The 16808-nt window shown below is 68.8% G+C and carries 17 protein-coding genes; 10 read left to right on the forward strand and 7 right to left on the reverse strand.

What is annotated here, in order from left to right:
* Window positions 1-80: 80 nt before the first annotated feature.
* Entirely contained in the window at window positions 81-1865 is a 1785-nt protein-coding gene (locus ABD188_RS09440) for a DEAD/DEAH box helicase (protein WP_344061032.1), read from the reverse strand.
* 205 nt (window positions 1866-2070) lie between these two features.
* Here ABD188_RS09440 and secA point away from each other — a divergent pair, with 205 nt between their 5' ends.
* The 3 genes from secA (at window position 2071) to ABD188_RS09455 (ending at window position 6725) form a co-directional block, all read left to right on the forward strand.
* Entirely contained in the window at window positions 2071-4914 is a 2844-nt protein-coding gene (gene secA, locus ABD188_RS09445; RefSeq protein WP_344061035.1) for a preprotein translocase subunit SecA, read from the forward strand.
* Window positions 4915-5069: 155 nt separating this feature from the next.
* Window positions 5070-6305, forward strand: a complete 1236-nt coding sequence (locus ABD188_RS09450; RefSeq protein ID WP_344061038.1) for a pyridoxal phosphate-dependent aminotransferase — start codon at window positions 5070-5072, stop codon at window positions 6303-6305.
* 72 nt (window positions 6306-6377) lie between these two features.
* Window positions 6378-6725, forward strand: a complete 348-nt coding sequence (locus ABD188_RS09455) for a hypothetical protein (protein WP_344061041.1) — start codon at window positions 6378-6380, stop codon at window positions 6723-6725.
* 103 nt (window positions 6726-6828) lie between these two features.
* On the opposite strand, the gene ABD188_RS09460 is transcribed toward ABD188_RS09455, so the two are convergent.
* Complete coding sequence (locus tag ABD188_RS09460; RefSeq protein WP_344061044.1) at window positions 6829-7269, reverse strand: Rv3235 family protein; 441 nt, start codon at window positions 7267-7269, stop codon at window positions 6829-6831.
* 130 nt (window positions 7270-7399) lie between these two features.
* Here ABD188_RS09460 and ABD188_RS09465 point away from each other — a divergent pair, with 130 nt between their 5' ends.
* Window positions 7400-8002 carry a hypothetical protein gene (locus tag ABD188_RS09465; protein WP_344061047.1) on the forward strand — a complete coding sequence of 201 codons (603 nt, stop codon included), beginning with the start codon at window positions 7400-7402 and terminating at the stop codon, window positions 8000-8002.
* Between the two features lie 40 nt (window positions 8003-8042).
* Here ABD188_RS09465 and ABD188_RS09470 read toward each other — a convergent pair whose 3' ends face one another.
* Entirely contained in the window at window positions 8043-8324 is a 282-nt protein-coding gene (locus ABD188_RS09470; RefSeq protein WP_344061050.1) for a helix-turn-helix domain-containing protein, read from the reverse strand.
* A 98-nt stretch (window positions 8325-8422) separates the two neighbouring features.
* On the opposite strand from ABD188_RS09470, the gene ABD188_RS09475 reads away from it, so the two are divergent.
* The 3 genes from ABD188_RS09475 to ABD188_RS09485 are packed head-to-tail and all read left to right on the forward strand — an operon-like array spanning window position 8423 to window position 11848.
* Window positions 8423-9052: an SAF domain-containing protein gene (locus ABD188_RS09475; RefSeq protein WP_344061053.1), complete on the forward strand. Its 630-nt coding sequence runs from the start codon at window positions 8423-8425 to the stop codon at window positions 9050-9052.
* A complete protein-coding gene (locus tag ABD188_RS09480; RefSeq protein WP_344061056.1) occupies window positions 9049-10305 on the forward strand; it encodes a CpaE/TadZ family protein in 1257 nt (418 codons plus the stop codon). The genes ABD188_RS09475 and ABD188_RS09480 overlap by 4 nt, the downstream gene beginning before the upstream one ends.
* Window positions 10306-10360: 55 nt before the next feature.
* Window positions 10361-11848 carry a sensor histidine kinase gene (locus ABD188_RS09485; RefSeq protein WP_344061059.1) on the forward strand — a complete coding sequence of 496 codons (1488 nt, stop codon included), beginning with the start codon at window positions 10361-10363 and terminating at the stop codon, window positions 11846-11848.
* Between the two features lie 87 nt (window positions 11849-11935).
* Here ABD188_RS09485 and ABD188_RS09490 read toward each other — a convergent pair whose 3' ends face one another.
* Window positions 11936-12184: a WhiB family transcriptional regulator gene (locus tag ABD188_RS09490; protein ID WP_018171995.1), complete on the reverse strand. Its 249-nt coding sequence runs from the start codon at window positions 12182-12184 to the stop codon at window positions 11936-11938.
* A gap of 246 nt (window positions 12185-12430) precedes the next feature.
* On the opposite strand from ABD188_RS09490, the gene ABD188_RS09495 reads away from it, so the two are divergent.
* Window positions 12431-12841, forward strand: coding sequence for a histidine kinase (locus ABD188_RS09495; protein ID WP_344061062.1), 411 nt, complete (start codon window positions 12431-12433; stop codon window positions 12839-12841).
* 27 nt (window positions 12842-12868) lie between these two features.
* Here the strand turns inward: ABD188_RS09495 and bcp are convergent, their stop codons facing one another.
* From bcp to aroA, 3 genes are read right to left on the reverse strand one after another with little or no spacing between them, the layout of a single operon-like run.
* Complete coding sequence (gene bcp / locus ABD188_RS09500; RefSeq protein ID WP_344061065.1) at window positions 12869-13348, reverse strand: thioredoxin-dependent thiol peroxidase; 480 nt, start codon at window positions 13346-13348, stop codon at window positions 12869-12871.
* Complete coding sequence (rsgA, locus tag ABD188_RS09505; RefSeq protein ID WP_344061068.1) at window positions 13345-14433, reverse strand: ribosome small subunit-dependent GTPase A; 1089 nt, start codon at window positions 14431-14433, stop codon at window positions 13345-13347. Before rsgA ends, bcp begins: the two co-directional genes overlap by 4 nt.
* Window positions 14430-15806, reverse strand: coding sequence for a 3-phosphoshikimate 1-carboxyvinyltransferase (gene aroA / locus ABD188_RS09510; RefSeq protein ID WP_344061071.1), 1377 nt, complete (start codon window positions 15804-15806; stop codon window positions 14430-14432). The genes rsgA and aroA overlap by 4 nt, the downstream gene beginning before the upstream one ends.
* 137 nt (window positions 15807-15943) lie before the next feature.
* Here aroA and ABD188_RS09515 point away from each other — a divergent pair, with 137 nt between their 5' ends.
* Together ABD188_RS09515 and ABD188_RS09520 are read left to right on the forward strand one after the other, a co-directional pair.
* Window positions 15944-16558, forward strand: a complete 615-nt coding sequence (locus ABD188_RS09515; RefSeq protein ID WP_344061074.1) for a sigma-70 family RNA polymerase sigma factor — start codon at window positions 15944-15946, stop codon at window positions 16556-16558.
* The gene (locus tag ABD188_RS09520; RefSeq protein WP_344061076.1) at window positions 16555-16797 is read left to right on the forward strand and encodes a zf-HC2 domain-containing protein; all 243 of its coding nucleotides are present in this window, start codon (window positions 16555-16557) and stop codon (window positions 16795-16797) included. Before ABD188_RS09515 ends, ABD188_RS09520 begins: the two co-directional genes overlap by 4 nt.
* Window positions 16798-16808: the final 11 nt, after the last annotated feature.

Raw genomic sequence — 16808 nt, forward strand, 5'->3', positions numbered from 1 at the left:
TGAGGGCTGTGGAGACGAAGATGCCGCAGCAGACGCCGAAGCGGTTCGCTGCCGGGGTGTCCTCGGCTGGGTCGCCGCTGTCAGCGGTCGGAGGAGTCGCGGTGTCGCGGCTTGCGCGGCGGCCGGTCATCGCCCCGCGAGCGCCCCGGGGCACCGGTGTCGAGTCGCAGCTCGATGAGCTTGCCCGAGATCCGGGTGTCGGCGAGCCGGGCGAGGGTCTCGGCGGGCAGGTCGGCCGGCAGCTCGACGAGCGAGAAGTCGGGGCGGATCTGGATCGCGCCGAAGTCGCCACGGCTGAGACCGCCCTCATTCGCCAGGGCGCCCACGATCTGGCGGGGCTCGACGCGGTGCCGCTTGCCGACGGCGAGGCGGTAGGTCGCCATCCTGCCGCCGCTCGGTCGGGCACGGCGTTCCGGGCGCTCGCCGCGGTCGTCTCGGTCGAATCGTCCCGGTCGATCGCCCCGATCGCCGCGGTCGTCGAACTCGCGCTTCGGCCGCGCCGGCTCGGGCTCGAGCAGCAGCGGCGACTCGCCCTGCGCGACCACCGCCAGCGCGGCGGCCACATCCACCTCGGGCACGTCGTGATTCCGGACGTAATGGGCGATCACGTCGCGGAAGCCGTCGATCCGCTCGGTCTGGCCGAGCGCGGCGGTGATTCGATCGTCGAAGCGGGCGAGCCGCGTGACGTTGACGTCCTCGGCGGTCGGCAGCTGCATCTGGGTGAGGGGCTGACGGGTCGCGCGCTCGATCGCGGATACGAGGCCGCGCTCGCGGGGCGTCACGAAGCTGATCGCCTCTCCGGACCGCCCGGCGCGCCCGGTGCGACCCACCCGGTGCACATACGACTCGGTGTCGGTGGGGATGTCGAAATTCACGACGTGCGATATGCGCTCGACGTCGAGGCCTCGGGCAGCGACATCCGTCGCCACCAGGATGTCGAGCTTGCCGGACTTCAGCTGGTTGACGGTGCGCTCGCGCTGCACCTGCGCGATGTCGCCGTTGATGGCCGCGGCGGAGTAGCCGCGGGCGCGCAGCTTCTCGGCGACCTCCTCGGTCGCGCTCTTGGTGCGGGCGAACACGATCATGCCCTCGAAGTTCTCGACCTCGAGGATGCGGGTGAGCGCGTCGATCTTCTGCTGGTACGACACGATCAGATAGCGCTGCGCGATCGTCGCGGACGTCGTGGTCTTGGTCTTGACCGTGATCTCTTCGGGATCGTGCAGGTACTGCTGCGACATGCGCCGGATCGCCGCCGGCATCGTGGCCGAGAAGAGCGCGACCTGCTTGGTGTCGGGGGTGTCGGCGAGGATCGTCTCGACGTCTTCGGCGAAGCCCATCTTGAGCATCTCGTCGGCCTCGTCGAGCACCAGGTACCGGAGCTCCGAGAGATCCAGCGTGCCCTTGTCGAGGTGGTCCATGATCCGGCCGGGCGTGCCCACGATGATGTGCACGCCACGCCGCAGCGCCGACAGCTGGACGCCGTAGCCCTGACCGCCGTACACCGGGAGGATGTGGACGCCGCGCACGTGCGACGCGTACTTCTCGAACGCCTCGCATACCTGCAGCGCGAGCTCGCGCGTCGGAGCGAGCACGAGTGCCTGCACGCTCTTCTGCGACACATCGAGCCGGTCGAGGATGGGCACCGCGAACGCCGCGGTCTTGCCGGTGCCGGTCTGCGCGAGGCCCACCACGTCGCGGCCGGCCAGGAGGGGCGGGATCGTCGCGGCCTGGATCGCCGACGGCGTCTCGTAGCCGACGTCGCTCAGTGCCTTGAGCACCGGCTCGCCCAATCCGAGATCGCGGAATGTGATCACGGCGGGCTCCAGGGGAGCCTCGACCTCGACCTGGTCATCGACGGTGGACACAATTCAGGTTAGTCTGTGGCGCCTCGGCGGCGACAGTTCCAGGTCGACGGATGCCGCGGGGCAGCCGCATCCGGAGTCCGCGCGCACCGGCATCCAGCCCATTCCAAGATCACGGCCAGGTAACATGGGCGGGTATGCCCGCACGCTCAGCGTATGGCGACATCGGTGCCGATCAGCGCCGCACCTGACAGATGGAGAACGTCCAGTGGCCAACCCTCTCGAGAAACTGCTTCGCGCCGGCGAGGGCCGAATCCTCCGGCGGCTCCAGCAGGTCGTGAAGGCGGTGAGCGCCCTCGAAGAGGACTACGCCCAGCTGACCGACGAGGAACTCCGCGGCGAGACTGCCGAACTCCGCGCCCGCCACGAGGCCGGCGAGTCGCTCGACAAGCTCATGCCCGAGGCGTTCGCCGCGGTGCGCGAGGCCGCGAAGCGCACCCTCGGCCAGCGCCCGTACGACGTCCAGGTCATGGGAGGCGCGGCGCTGCACCTCGGCAACATCGCCGAGATGAAGACCGGTGAGGGCAAGACCCTGACGGCCACCTTCGCGGTCTATCTCAACGCGATCGCCGGCGAGGGTGTCCATGTCATCACGGTGAACGACTACCTCGCGTCGTACCAGGCGGAACTGATGGGCCGTATCTACCGCGCCCTCGGCATGACGACCGGCACGATCGTCGCCGGGCAGACGCCCGAGGTGCGCCGCGAGCAGTACAACGCCGACATCACCTACGGCACCAACAACGAGTTCGGCTTCGACTACCTGCGCGACAACATGGCCTGGCGCAAGGAGGACCTCGTCCAGCGTGGCCACTACTACGCCATCGTCGACGAGGTCGACTCCATCCTCATCGACGAGGCGCGGACGCCGCTCATCATCTCGGGGCCGTCATCGGGTGAGGCGAACCGCTGGTTCGTGGAGTTCGCCAAGATCGCGAAGACCCTCGATGCCGGCATCGACTACGAGGTCGACGAGAAGAAGCGCACCATCGGCGTGCTCGAGCCGGGAATCGAGAAGGTCGAGGACTACCTCGGGATCGACAACCTCTACGAGTCGGCGAACACGCCGCTGATCTCCTTCCTCAACAACTCGATCAAGGCGCTCGCACTGTTCAAGCGCGACTCGGACTACGTCGTCATGAACGACGAGGTCATGATCGTCGACGAGCACACCGGCCGCATCCTGGTCGGTCGTCGCTACAACGAGGGCATCCACCAGGCGATCGAGGCGAAAGAGGCGGTGCCGGTCAAGGCCGAGAACCAGACCCTTGCGACAGTGACCCTGCAGAACTACTTCCGCCTTTACCAGAAGCTCTCTGGCATGACGGGCACGGCCGAGACCGAGGCCGCCGAGTTCATGTCGACGTACCAGCTCGGCGTCGTGCCGATCCCGACGAACAAGCCGATGATCCGCAAGGACCAGTCCGACCTCGTGTACAAGAACGAGCAGGCCAAGTTCGCCCAGGTCGTCGAAGACATCGCCAAGCGTCACGAAACCGGCCAGCCGGTGCTGGTCGGCACGGTGAGCGTCGAGAAGAGCGAGTACCTTTCGCGGCTCCTTGCCAAGAAGGGCATCAAGCACGAGGTCCTCAACGCGAAGAACCACGCGCGGGAGGCCGAGATCGTCGCCCGTGCCGGGCGCCTCGGCGCCGTCACCGTCGCGACCAACATGGCGGGCCGCGGAACCGACATCATGCTCGGCGGCAACGCCGAGTTCCTCGCCGTGCAGGAGATGAAGGCCAAGGGTCTGGACTCCGTCGAGAACCCCGAAGAGTACGAGGCCGAATGGGATGCCGTCTACCAGGGCACTCGCGACACGGTCGCCGTCGAGGCGACGAAGGTCGTGGAAGCGGGCGGACTCTACGTGCTCGGCACCGAGCGCCACGAATCGCGTCGCATCGACAACCAGCTGCGCGGTCGATCCGGTCGTCAGGGTGATCCCGGCGAGAGCCGCTTCTACCTGTCGCTGACCGACGACCTGATGCGGCTGTTCCAGTCAGGCGCCGCTGAGGCGATCCTCGCGCGCACCAACTTCCCCGACGACGTGGCGATCGAATCGACCATGGTCTCGCGCGCGATCAAGAGCGCGCAGTCGCAGGTCGAATCTCGCAACGCCGAGATCCGCAAGAACGTCCTGAAGTACGACGATGTGCTCAACCGCCAGCGCGAAGCGATCTACTCGGACCGCCGGCACATCCTGCACGGCGATGACATCGCCGATCGAGTCCAGCACTTCATCGAGGACGCCATCAACGCCGTGATCGATGACCACACCGGAAGCGGTCACACCGAGAGCTGGGACTTCGACGCGCTCTGGACCGAGCTCAAGACCCTCTACCCGGTCGGCGTGACCATCGACGAGGTCGTGTCGGACGCCGGCACGAAGGGCCGTATCACCGCGGACGGCCTCAAGCGCGAGATCCTGTCCGACGCGATGATCGCCTACGGCAAGCGCGAAGAGACGCTCGGCACCCCGGCGACGCGTGAGCTCGAGCGTCGCGTCGTGCTCCAGGTGCTCGACCGTCGCTGGCGCGACCACCTCTACGAGATGGACTACCTCAAGGACGGCATCGGACTGCGTGCCATGGCACAGCGCGACCCGCTGATCGAGTATCAGCGCGAGGGCTACCAGATGTTCCAGGCCATGATGAGTCAGATCAAGGAGGAGTCGGTCGGCTACCTCTACAACCTCGAGGTCGAGATCCGTCGCCCGGACGCCGACGGCGTGCCGGCGCAGGTCGAGGCCAAGGGCCTCGGCGCCGTACCGGTCGAAGGACAGCGGCTGGAGTACTCCGCCGCGAACGATGCCGGCGAGGTCGAGGTGCGAAACGATCGCGGACAGGTGCAGCAGGCGGCAACCAGCAGACTGCGCCAGGCGGCGGCTGCGGCATCCACCGCCACCGCGGTCGCCGGTCAACCCGCGCCCGCGGCGGCACCCGTCGCCGAGGCGCCGCGCGGCGCGTTCGGTCAGCGGACGGATGCACCGCCGGCCTCCGGAGCGGCGGCACCGCTGAACCGGGCCCAGCGCCGGGCGGCCGACAAGAAGAAGTGAGTCGCGCCGGGTCGATGCCGCGAGACGGCGTCGAAGCGGCCCGACTCGGACCGAGCAGCGCCGCGTAGCGCCGCGCATCGAGATCTCGGTCTGGGGGTTCGGCCCGGTCCACTCGCGGTCGATTGGCTCCGACATCCCGCGGGTATTGTTGTGCGATGAGCATGACCGCACCGCTTCGCACCCTCGACCAGTCCCGCAAGCTCAAGGACGTCCTGTACGAGATCCGCGGGCAGGCACTCGTCGAGGCCGACCGGCTCGAGAACGAGGGTCACACAATCCTCAAGCTCAACACCGGCAACCCGGCGGCGTTCGGCTTCGACGCTCCGTTCCAGATCGTGCGCGACATGATCGAGGCCGTGCCGGGAGCGCACGGGTACAGCGACAGCAGGGGCATCATGTCCGCTCGTCGTGCCGTGGTCTACCGCTACGAACAGGACCCGTCGTTTCCGCCGTTCGGCCCCGATGACGTCTACCTCGGCAACGGCGTCTCGGAACTCATCACCATGACGATGCAGGCGCTGCTCGACGAGGGCGACGAGGTGCTCATCCCGGCACCGGACTATCCGCTCTGGACGGCGATGACGAGCCTCGGCGGCGGCACGCCCGTCCACTACCTCGCCGACGAGTCGAACGGCTGGCAGCCCGACCTCGACGACATCCGCGCCAAGGTGACGCCCCATACCAAGGCGATCGTCGTGATCAACCCGAACAATCCGACCGGTGCGGTGTATTCGCGCGAGGTGCTCGAAGGCATCGCGGAGATCGCCCGTGAGAGCTCGCTCCTGGTGCTGTCGGACGAGATCTACGACCGGATCCTCTTCGACGACGCGCAGCACATCCCGATGGCGTCCGTCGCTCCGGATCTGCTCTGCCTCACCTTCAACGGGCTGTCCAAGACCTATCGCGTCGCGGGATACCGCTCCGGGTGGCTGGTCATCACCGGACCGAAGGACCACGCCGCGGGCTTCATCGAGGGGATCACCCTGCTGGCCTCGACGCGGCTGTGTCCGAACGTGCCGGCTCAGCACGCCGTGCAGGCCGCCCTCTCGGGGGTCCAGTCCATCGACGCACTCATCGCCCCCACAGGGCGCCTGCACGAGCAGCGGGATGCCGCATGGCGTGGCTTGGAGGCGATCCCCGGCGTGACGTGCGTCAAGCCGGAAGGCGCGCTGTACGCCTTCCCCCGGTTGGACCCCGACGTCTACGAAATCCGCGACGACGGCAAGCTCGTCTACGACTTCCTGGTATCCGAGCATGTGCTGCTCGTCCAGGGCACCGGGTTCAACTGGGCGAGCCCCGACCACCTGCGCATCGTGACGCTGCCCGAGGCGCGGGTGCTGACCGAGGCGATCGAACGACTCGGCAACTTCCTCGCGTCTTATAAGCAGTGACCGACCGAGGGTGGTCGCGGCGCCCTCGTCAAGCCCCTCGCAGACGCCTGCGGGCGTGTCTACGGTGCGGTCATGGCAATCGAACTGAATCGACCGGCGCTGCGGAATGCGCGCGCGCTCGTGCGCGAGGGCAAGGTCGTCCGCGACGAGCGGGACGCCTGGTCGGAGGCTGCGCCGACGGCGGACGAGGAGAACTCGTTCATCGAGGAGCACGGCTGGACCGAGTACTCGCACTGGCATCTCGGGATCGACAAGCAGGAGGCCGCCGAGACCAAAGGGAGGTTCTCGTTCCCCATCGGCGACTTCCGTCGCGTGCACCGCTCAGGAGTGATCGCGGCCGAGAGCCGCGCGGGTCAGTACGACTACACCGAACTCCGGGATGAGCTGAAGAGGCTGCTCGAACTCATCGACGAGGAGTGACCCGCGATCTCGTCGACGAAGGAACCTCGATCCCATCGACCAGAGAACAAGGACGAGCGGGCCGGCCACGACGCTGGGGTCGGCCCTCTCGTCGGCCTCGATGTCAGAGGATCGCGAGGGATGTCGCGCGCCAGCGCCCGTCCATCCCCTCGAGCCGCATTGCGACGGCTCGGGTGCGGGCCGGTCCCTGCACGATCACGACGGCCTCGACCACGCCGTCCGCCGGTGATGAGTGCCGGGCGGACAGGACCGCGTGGATCGGGCGCTTCGCCGGCACGCCGCGTGCACTGCGCGCGCGGGCTGCGAGGTTCGAGCGCGTCACGAGCCGCCGGTACGGATCCTCGGTCAGCCAGCGTGCCAGCTGATCGACGTCGCGGACCCCGGCGAGCACCTCGAAAACCCCACGCGTGAGGTTGCGAAGGAACGGCTCCGGGTCTGGGAGCGCGGTGGATGGCGTCCGCTGCGGCGCGAAGAACTCGGAGAGTTCCAGCGCCCCATCGGACGCGCGATATGCCCGGGCATGGCCCGTCGGCGTCGTTGCCATTAGCTTGCCTATCTGACACGGGGGGATGTCGTCCGGAAAGTAGAACACAGAGGCAACTCCCAGCAGGAACCGAGGAGGCGGTTGTGGATAAGTTGTGATCGAGTCGTGACGATTGCCCTAGCCTCGCTGGGTGCGCTGGGATCGCTTCTTCGACGACCTCGAGGATCAGCTCGCCTCCGAGTGGGAGGCGGAGCGCGCCGCGCTCGACACCGAGGCCGAGCGACTCCGGCTTTCTCGGGTCGCCCTGAAGGACCGACTGGCCCAGCTCGTGGGCCGCGAGCGCGTCACCGACTCGCCGTCGTTCGAGCTGTCGGACGGCACCGTCATCCGCGCGGAGGTGAGCGGTGTCGGCCCCGACTGGGTAGCCCTCGAGCCGGATCACGGCCGCTCCGGCGCGGTGCTTGCACCGTTCGCCTCACTCACGTCCATCGGGATGCCGCACCCCGATCTGCTGCTCACGGCCCGGCCAGCGCCCGCTCGATCCGCGTTCGCCGACCGACTCACCCTGGGCTTCGTGCTTCGCGATCTGGTACGGAGACGGGCTTTCGTCGCGATCCATCTCGCCTCGGGGCGTCAGCTCACCGGAACGATCGATCGGGCGGGTGCCGACCACCTCGATGTCGCGCTCCACGAGCCGGGCTCGCCGCGACGCACGGATGCGGTCACGGGTCACCGGCTGGTGCCGTTCGGCGCGGTCTCGTGGATCCGCGTGGACGGACCCGCTCTCGTCTGACCTGTCGCCACCAGCTCGATCGAGACTCGGCGGCTGCCCGTCAGTCCGGGTTGCGGACGGCGCCGGTGCCCCACAGCTCGGGAAAGCTCGCGGTACTCGACTGGCGCCACAGCGCCATGCGCCGTGCTTCATCGGCCTGGTCGTCGAGGTACTGCGAGACGCTCGATTCGTCCACACGCCAGCGCGCCGGGGAGCCGACGCGCATACCCCGCAGGCGGCCTTCGGTCACCAGGTCCATCACCTCATCGACGGACACTCCGAGGACTTCGGCGACTTGGGCGATGCCCAGAAGGCGCACCTCGGAGGCCGGGTTCTCACTCATGTCCCCATTATGGTCGCGTCCTGAAGGGGGAGGGCCGGGGCGCACAGGGCTGTGGATAACGACGCGGGCATGGTCCGGAGCTGAGCGACGATGGTCGCATGACCGCTGTCGCTCCCGCCCGCGTTCCCCGTCGCACGCCGTGGGGTGATGCGCGCTTCTTCCTCGGACTCCTGCTCATCGTGGCTTCGGTGGCCGGCGTCTGGTTCGTCGTCTCGGCGGCCCGCCACACCGCGCCGGTGTTCGCCGCATCCCACACGATCGTCCCGGGCGAGACCATCACGGACGCCGACTTCGAGATCGTCGAGGTCGCGCTCGGACAGCTGGGCGACGCCTACCTGGCGCCGGACGCGCTCGCCGAGGGACTGGTCGCGACACGCACGATCACCGTGGGCGAGCTCGTGCCGGCGGGTGCCGTGGGCGACGCATCGCGAGCCCGCACCACGAGCGTGGTGGTGCGCAGCGCCGTCGACGTGCCCGCATCGGTGGAGGCCGGCACGGTCGTGGAGGTCTGGTCGGCGCCACTGCTCGAACGTGGCGAGTTCGACACGCCGCGCATCCTCGTCGCAGCCGCCACCGTGGTATCCGTGTCTCACGACGATTCGATGATCGGCGGCGGATCCGCCGCGCTCGAACTCGTCATTCCCCGAGCGGATGTCGCGGCCACGCTGGACGCGATGGCTGACGGGTCGGCACTGTCCGTCGTGCCGACGGCAGGGGCGAGCGAGTGAAACTCCTCATCGCCGCAGACCGCCGCGCCGATCTGGTGGCCGGGCTGACGAGGGAGGGTCACGACGTCCTCGGGGTGGTCGCGGCATCCGCCGTCGCGCTCGCCGCCGCCGACGCCATGCTCGGGGCCGAGGTGGAGCAGGTGATCCGCAATCTCGCCGAAGCAGATGCCGTGGTCCTGGAGGTCGGCCGGGAGTCGCTCACGGCGAGTGTCGTCGCGCTGTGCGATCGTGCGGGCACCCGCATCCTGCCGCTGTGCGAGGGCCCCGACGACGAACGGCTCGCCGCGGCCTTCGGCCTCGAGAAGCCACTGCCCCTCGAAGCCGAGGCGTGGCTCATCGCCGAGGCGCTCGCGACAGCACCGGCTTCAGCGGCCCCGCCGCTCGGAGCCTCGGCGAGGCCGGAGCCGAAGATCATCGCCGTGTGGGGACCCGCCGGAGCCCCTGGGCGCTCGACGATCGCGATAGAACTCGCCGTCGAACTCGCGCGCGGCGGTCGCCAGGTCGGCCTGGTAGACGCGGACACCCACGCGCCGTCGATCGCCCTGACGCTCGGGCTCGCCGACGAAGGTCCCGGGTTCGCGGCCGCGTGTCGGCAGGGCGAGTTCGGACTGCTCGATGCTCGGGAATTGACGCGGGTCAGCACGCCCCTCGGGCGCTCTGGTGTGCACGTGCTGACGGGGCTCAACCGGCCGTCCCGCTGGCCGGAGCTCAGCGAGACCCGGGTGGCCGCGGCGCTCGCGGTCTGCCGCGGCTGGGCGGATTACACAGTGGTCGATGTCGCGGCTCCGCTCGAGCGCGATGAGGAGATCATGTCGGACCTCGCCGGACCGCGTCGCAACGCCGCCACGCTCGCGACGCTGAGGTCCGCCGATCTCGTCGTCGCCGTCGCCGGGGCGGACCCGATCGGGGTCTCGCGCTTCCTGCGCGGGCATTCGGAGCTGCGTGCGACCATCGGCGCCACGCGCGTCGTCGTGCTGGCCAACAAGATCCGGCCGGGTGCGCTGGGAATCGACGCGCGAGGTCAGGTGCGCCGCACCCTCGAACGATTCGGCGGCATCGAGGACGTGTGGTTCGTGCCTCAGGACCCTCGATCAGCGGATGCAGCGCTCCTCGCGGCGCGATCGATCGCCGAGATCGCGCCGAAGTCTCCGTTCACGCTGGCGGTTCGCCGCTTCGTGGGCGAGGCCGTCGTCGCCCCGCCCTCGACGACGGTGTCACGCGGTCGCCTGCAGCGTCGGGGCGTCGCCGCCTGAGGTCGGCGGACCGGGGAGAACTCGATAGGCGACTGCGCCGCATACGCTGGAGTACGTGACTACCCTCAGCGATCTCGTCTACGCGCAGGGACGGTCGAGCGAGAGCGACGTGGAGTGGCTCCACCGTCTCGCCGGCGACGGGCAGCTTCTGGCCGACCTGGCCTTCGCCGACATCGTGATCTGGGTGCCGTCGGGCGACGACTCGTTCGTCGCGGTCGCCCACACCCGTCCGAGCGGTGCGGCGACGCTGTTCTATCGCGACATCGTGGGCGACCGCGTGAGGCCGCAGTGGCGCACGCAGGTGCGCGAGGCGTTCCAATCCGGGAAGATCCTGGACTCCGCGTCGCCGGATTGGTTCGAGGAGACCCCCACTCGCGTGCGCGCCGTCCCCATCGTACGCACGCGCAACGGCGAGCCGCCGCTGACGATCGGCGTGCTCACCAGGCACACGAATCTCGGCGAGACGCGCACGCCGTCTCGGCAGCAGATCACCTTCAACGACTGCGCGGACGACCTGTTCGGCATGGTCGCGTCGGGGGACTTCCCCGACCTCTCCGCGCCGACGGCGCCGCGCCGCGGTGCGCCGCGCGCATCCGACGGGCTCATCCGGCTCGACGTGGACGGCGTCACCACGTTCGCGAGCCCGAACGCACTGTCGGCCTTCAACCGCATGGGGTTCGATGACGAGCTGGAAGGCGAGTCGCTCATCGAGGTGACGACCCGCATCCTGCCCGCAAAGCGCCAGTTCGACGAATCCCTGCCGCTCGTGGTCACCGGCCGTGCGCCGTGGCGCGCCGACATCGAGGCGCGCGGGGTGTCGGTGTCGCTCCGGACGATTCCGCTGCGTGATCACGGCAACCGGATCGGTGCGATCGTGCTGTGCCGCGACGTCACCGAGATCCGCCATCAGGAGCAGGAGCTCATCACCAAGGACGCGACGATCCGCGAGATCCACCACCGGGTGAAGAACAACCTGCAGACGGTCGCGTCTCTGCTGCGGATCCAGGCGCGTCGCTCGCACACCGACGAGGCGCGCGAGGCGCTCACCCAGGCGATGCGCCGCGTGTCGGCGATTGCCGTCGTCCACGACACGCTGTCCGAGGGGCTGGCGCAGAACGTCGAGTTCGACGAGGTGTTCGCGCGCGTCCTCAAGCTCGTCGCCGAGGTCGCCGCGGCGCCGAACACACGGGCGCGGACGAGATCGACGGGGCGTTTCGGCACACTGCCGAGCGAGTACGCGACGCCGCTGGCGCTGGCGCTCACAGAACTCGTCACGAACGCGGTCGAGCACGGACTCGCGGGGCAGGAAGGCGATGTCGAGATCATCGCCGAGCGCTCAGACGAGAGGCTCGAGGTGCGGGTGCGAGACACCGGATCGGGGCTCCCAGAGGGTCAGGTCGGCCGCGGGCTGGGCACGCAGATCGTCCGCACCCTGATCCAGGGCGAGCTCAGCGGAACCATCGACTGGCACACGATCATGGGCAGCGGCACGGAGGTCACGATCGACATCCCGCTGCGCTACATCGAGCGACCTGCGAGCTGACGGCGGACCCGGTCGGGTCGTTGCGCTTCGCTCGGTGAACGACCGGCGCCCCGGCCTTTCACGATCGGCAGCGGCGCCGTGCAGGTGTCAGGACGCGCGGCGGGCGCGGGCGGCGCGGCGCTTGAGTGCGCGACGCTCGTCTTCGGAGAGACCGCCCCAGACCCCGGAGTCCTGACCGGTCTCGAGCGCGTACTGCAGGCAGATCTCCGTAACGGTGCAGCGGGCGCAGACTGACTTCGCCTTCTCGATCTGATCGACGGCCGGACCGGTGTTCCCCACAGGGAAGAACAGCTCGGGGTCGACGGTCAGGCAGGCGGCTTTGTCGCGCCAGTCCATGCGGGTGCTCCTTGATGCGAGGTGGTTGGTTGCGAGGGTTCGAATTCGGGTCCGATACCCTGTGGGAGTGCGAGCGGCGCTCGCCCCACGTCGCTGTGGGAGCACAGTTGCTTCACCAATGCTCCCATAGCGGTTTACCTGAATCAAGGGATGACCAGCAGGTTTATGTGGGAGTAGCTGTGCATCCGCCGAGCGGCATGGAGATTTCGCACAAAGACTTCGACACACACCGGAGGATCGTTAGGGATGCGAACAAAAGGCGTGGTGCGCGCCGCGGCCGTGGTCGTGGGGATCGAGGGCATCGCACTGGTGGCGCTCGCGGCGTGGCAGATCATCGCGATCACGACCGGTGACACCGTCTCGCTCGTGAGCGCTCTCGCGCTCGTGATTCTGACGGCGGTGGGTGCGGCAGCCGTCCTCGCATTCGCGATCGCGATCTGGCGGGAGCTGTCGTGGGGCCGCTCCGGAGGCATCGTCACTCAGGTGCTGATCCTCGCGGTTGCACTCGGGGCGGTCACCGGGACCTACGGCCATCCGGCGACGGGGCTCGTGCTGGCGATCCCGGCGATCGTGGCGCTGGTGCTGCTCGTCATCGCCGTTCGCAATGCCGGTCGTGACGTCTCGGGTCGCGACGGGCGGGATGCGGCATCCGGCTGAGCGCCATCGTCGCGCCGACGGCCGAGCCTACGCGTCGTCGACGCGCAGCAGCCGGCGGAGTCGAGCGACATGGCCGGTCGCCCGGACGTTGTACAGCGCGTGCTCCACGCGACCCTTCGGATCGATCACGAACGTCGAACGGATGACGCCCATGATGACTTTGCCGTAGTTGAGCTTCTCGCCCCACACCCGATACTTCGTGTGGACTCTGCGATCGGGGTCGCTCAGCAGGTCGTACGTCAGCCGCTCCTCCTCGCGAAAGCGTCGGAGCTTCTCGGGTGTGTCGCGAGAGACGCCGAGGAGCGTGTAGCCGGCCGACTGAAGCGGTGCAAGGCTGTCGCGGAAGTCGCACGCCTCTTTCGTGCAGCCCGGCGTCATGGCCTCGGGGTAGAAGAACAGGATGACGCGCTCGCCGCGAAGGTCGCGGAGCGTCACCGGTCGCTCGTCCTGATCCAGGAGCGTGAAGGCGGGGGCGAGGGAGCCGGGTTCGAGGCGCGCGGGGGTCACGATTCCAGCGTAGACGGCGAGGTCGATCCCGCCCGCTGGGATGATTTGTCGGCGAACGTCAGCAGCAGGCGCTGCAGCGAGTCCAGGCGCGAGGCTCCGTTGTCGCCCAGGCGACCCTCGGCCACAGCCTCGACGATCGCGCAGTCCGGGGCGTCTGGAAGGTGCGTGCATCCGCGCGGGCACTCCTTCGAGATCTCGTCGAGATCGGTGAATGCGCGCAGGATGTTGGCCGGATCGACGTGGCCGAGTCCGAACGAACGCACACCAGGTGTGTCGATGACCCAGCCTGCCCCGCCTTCGCCGTGGTACCGCAGCGACACCGTCGACGACGAGGTGTGACGGCCGCGGCCGGTGACGACGTTCACATGGCCGGTCGCGCGGCGCGCGTCGGGCACCAGCACGTTCACGAGCGTCGACTTTCCGACACCCGAGTGACCGACGAACACGGTCGAGTGCCCGACGAGAGCGGCGCCGATGCGCTCGACCGGCATCTCGTCCTGAGCGCTGGTGAAGACCTCCAGGTCGAGTCCCTCGAAGTGCTCCAGGAAGCTCGAGGGATCGGCGAGGTCCGTCTTCGTGACGACGAGGAGTGGGCGGATGCCGGCATCCAATGCCGCGACGAGGTAGCGGTCCACGAGCCGCTCGCGTGGCTCGGGGTCGGCCGCTGCGACGACGACGAGCATCTGGTCGGCGTTGGCCACGATGATCCGCTCCACCTGATCGGTGTCGTCGGCGCTCCGCCGCAGCAGCGACGTCCGATCCTCGATGCCCACGATGCGGGCCAGCGTGCCTCCGTCGCCCGTGCGGTCGCCGACCACTCGCGCCCGGTCGCCCGTGACGATGGGCATCTTGCGCAGCTCGCGTGCACGGACTCCGAGGACCGTGCGCTCGTCCGGGCCGTTCTCGTCGACGAGCACCGTGTAGCGCCCGCGATCGACGCCGAGCACGCGGGCGATCTCGGCATCCGCGTGTGCCGGGCGGCGCTTCGACCGTGGTCGGTTGGCCTTGGGATTCGGGCGTACGCGCACGTCCGCCTCATCGAACTCGGGTTCGTCGTCGTCGTCGAGATCCTCGAGCCAGCTCACGATGCGCGCATGGCCTCCGGCTGCAGGGCGCCGGGCGCGCCGTCGGCGTCGAGCATGCGCTGCCACAGCTCGGGGAACTGCGGCATCGTCTTGGCCGTCGTGCCGATGTCGTCGATCTCGATGCCGGGGACTCCGAGCCCGATCAGCGCGCCGGTCGTCGCGAGGCGGTGATCGTGGTGGGCATGCCAGCGACCGCCGTGCAGCGGCCGGGGCACGACGCGGATGCCGTCCTCGAGCTCGTGCGCTTCGCCGCCCAGGTTGCGCAGCTCGGCGCTGAGCGCAGCGATCCGGTCGGTCTCATGGCCGCGGATGTGCCCGATGCCGTACAGCGTCGTGGGAGTGTCGGCGAAAGCGGCGAGCGCGAAGATCGTGGGGGTCAGTTCACCGGCTGCCGACAGATCCAGATCCACGCCCTGGATGCCGCCAGCCGTGGCCGTCACGGTGAGCGCGCCACCGCGGCGGACGACCTTGGCGCCCATCAGCGTCAGGATCTCGGTGAGCATGGCACCCGGCTGCGTCGAGTGAGCCGGCCATCCGGTCACCGACACCGAGCCGCCGGCGATCATCGCGGCGGCGAGGAACGGCGCGGCATTCGACAGGTCGGGCTCGATTGCGACATCCTTCCCGCGGATGGCACCCGCCGGAACGATCCATTCGCCGGTCGCGGGCCGTTCGACGTGCACACCGCGATGGGCGAGCGCCTCGACGGTCATGTCGATGTGCGGGGTGCTCGGCAGACGCGCGCCGGAGTGCACGAGATGGATGCCGACATCGAACCGCGGCGCGGCGAGCAGCAGACCCGACACGAACTGGCTCGATGCACTCGCATCGATCGTGACCTCGCCGCCGCGCACGTGCCCGTGTCCGCGGACGATGAACGGCAGCGCCCAGTGCCCGCCGTCGTCGATGTCGACGCCCACATCGCGCAGCGCCGTGATCATCGCGCCCATCGGGCGGTGGAGGGCGCTCTCGTGCGCCGTCATCGTCACGTCGCCTGACGCGAAGCCGCCGAGCGGCGCGGCGAAACGCATCACGGTGCCGGCCTGTCCGCAATCGACCTCCGTGCCGCCGCGCAGCGGCCAGACCGGAGTCACGACGATGTCATCGCCGTATTTCCCGTTGCCCGGCTCGAACTCGATGCCGACGCCGAGCGCGCGCAGCGCGTCCACCATCCGCGCCGAGTCGTCCGAGTGGAGGGGTGCGATCAACCGGCTGGGTCCGTCGGCGAGCGCCGCGAGGATGAGCTCACGATTCGTCAGCGATTTGGAGCCCGGCACTGTGACGGTCGCGTGCATCGGAGCAGGCGCGACAGGTGCCTGCCAAGGCCCGCGCGCGCCCGTCGCGAAGTCTGGGGAATACCCGTCGGCTGTCATCGGGTTCTACCCTACTGAACCCAACAGACCTACCAGCGAAGCGGAGCCGGATGATCGCCACCCTCGATCGCACGGATGCCGGGGCATCGACCTGGCCGGACTCGGGAGTTTGGGACGCCGCCGTAGACTGGCGCGTGATGACCGAACCCACTGAGCAGGTACAGGCCGACCCGGCGCAGGAAGCGCGTACCCAGTTCGAAGAGCAGGCGCTGCCCTTCATGGACCAGCTGTACGCAGCCGCCATGCGCATGACCCGCAACCCCGCCGATGCCGCAGACCTCGTCCAGGAGACGTTCGTCAAGGCGTTCGCATCGTGGCGTACGTTCACCCAGGGCACCAACCTCAAAGCCTGGCTGTACCGCATCCTCACCAACACGTACATCAACACGTACCGCAAGAAGCAGCGCGAGCCCTACCAGGGAACGATCGACGATCTGGAGGACTGGCAGCTCGGCGGCGCAGAATCGACCACCGCGACGAGTTCGCGGTCGGCGGAGGCCGAAGCGATCGACCGGATGCCGGCATCCGTCGTGAAGGACGCGCTGCAGGCCATCCCCGAGGATTTCCGGCTGGCGGTGTACCTCGCAGACGTCGAGGGCTTCGCCTACCAGGAGATCGCCGACATCATGAAGACCCCCATCGGCACAGTCATGAGCCGCCTGCATCGAGGCAGGCGGCTGCTCCGTGAACTGCTCGCCGACTACGCGAAGGAGCGCGGCATCTCCACGGCCGCCACGAGGAGAGAGACATGACCGACTGCGGCTGTGACAAGGCGCGGCGCGACCTGGAGGAGTATCTCCGCCACGAGGTGTGCAAGACGGAGCAGGCCGACATCGCCGAGCATCTGGCGCACTGCGCCGACTGCACCGACGAAGCGCTGGTGGCCCGCACGCTGACCGAGGTCATCGCGAGGGCGTGCAAGGAGACTGCTCCCGAAGAGCTGCGCGACCAGGTGCTGTCGTCGCTGCGCGCCGCGCAGGCCATGCACTGACCGCTTCCGGG

Source organism: Microbacterium pumilum, from assembly GCF_039530225.1.
Classification (GTDB): Bacteria; Actinomycetota; Actinomycetes; order Actinomycetales; family Microbacteriaceae; genus Microbacterium; species Microbacterium pumilum.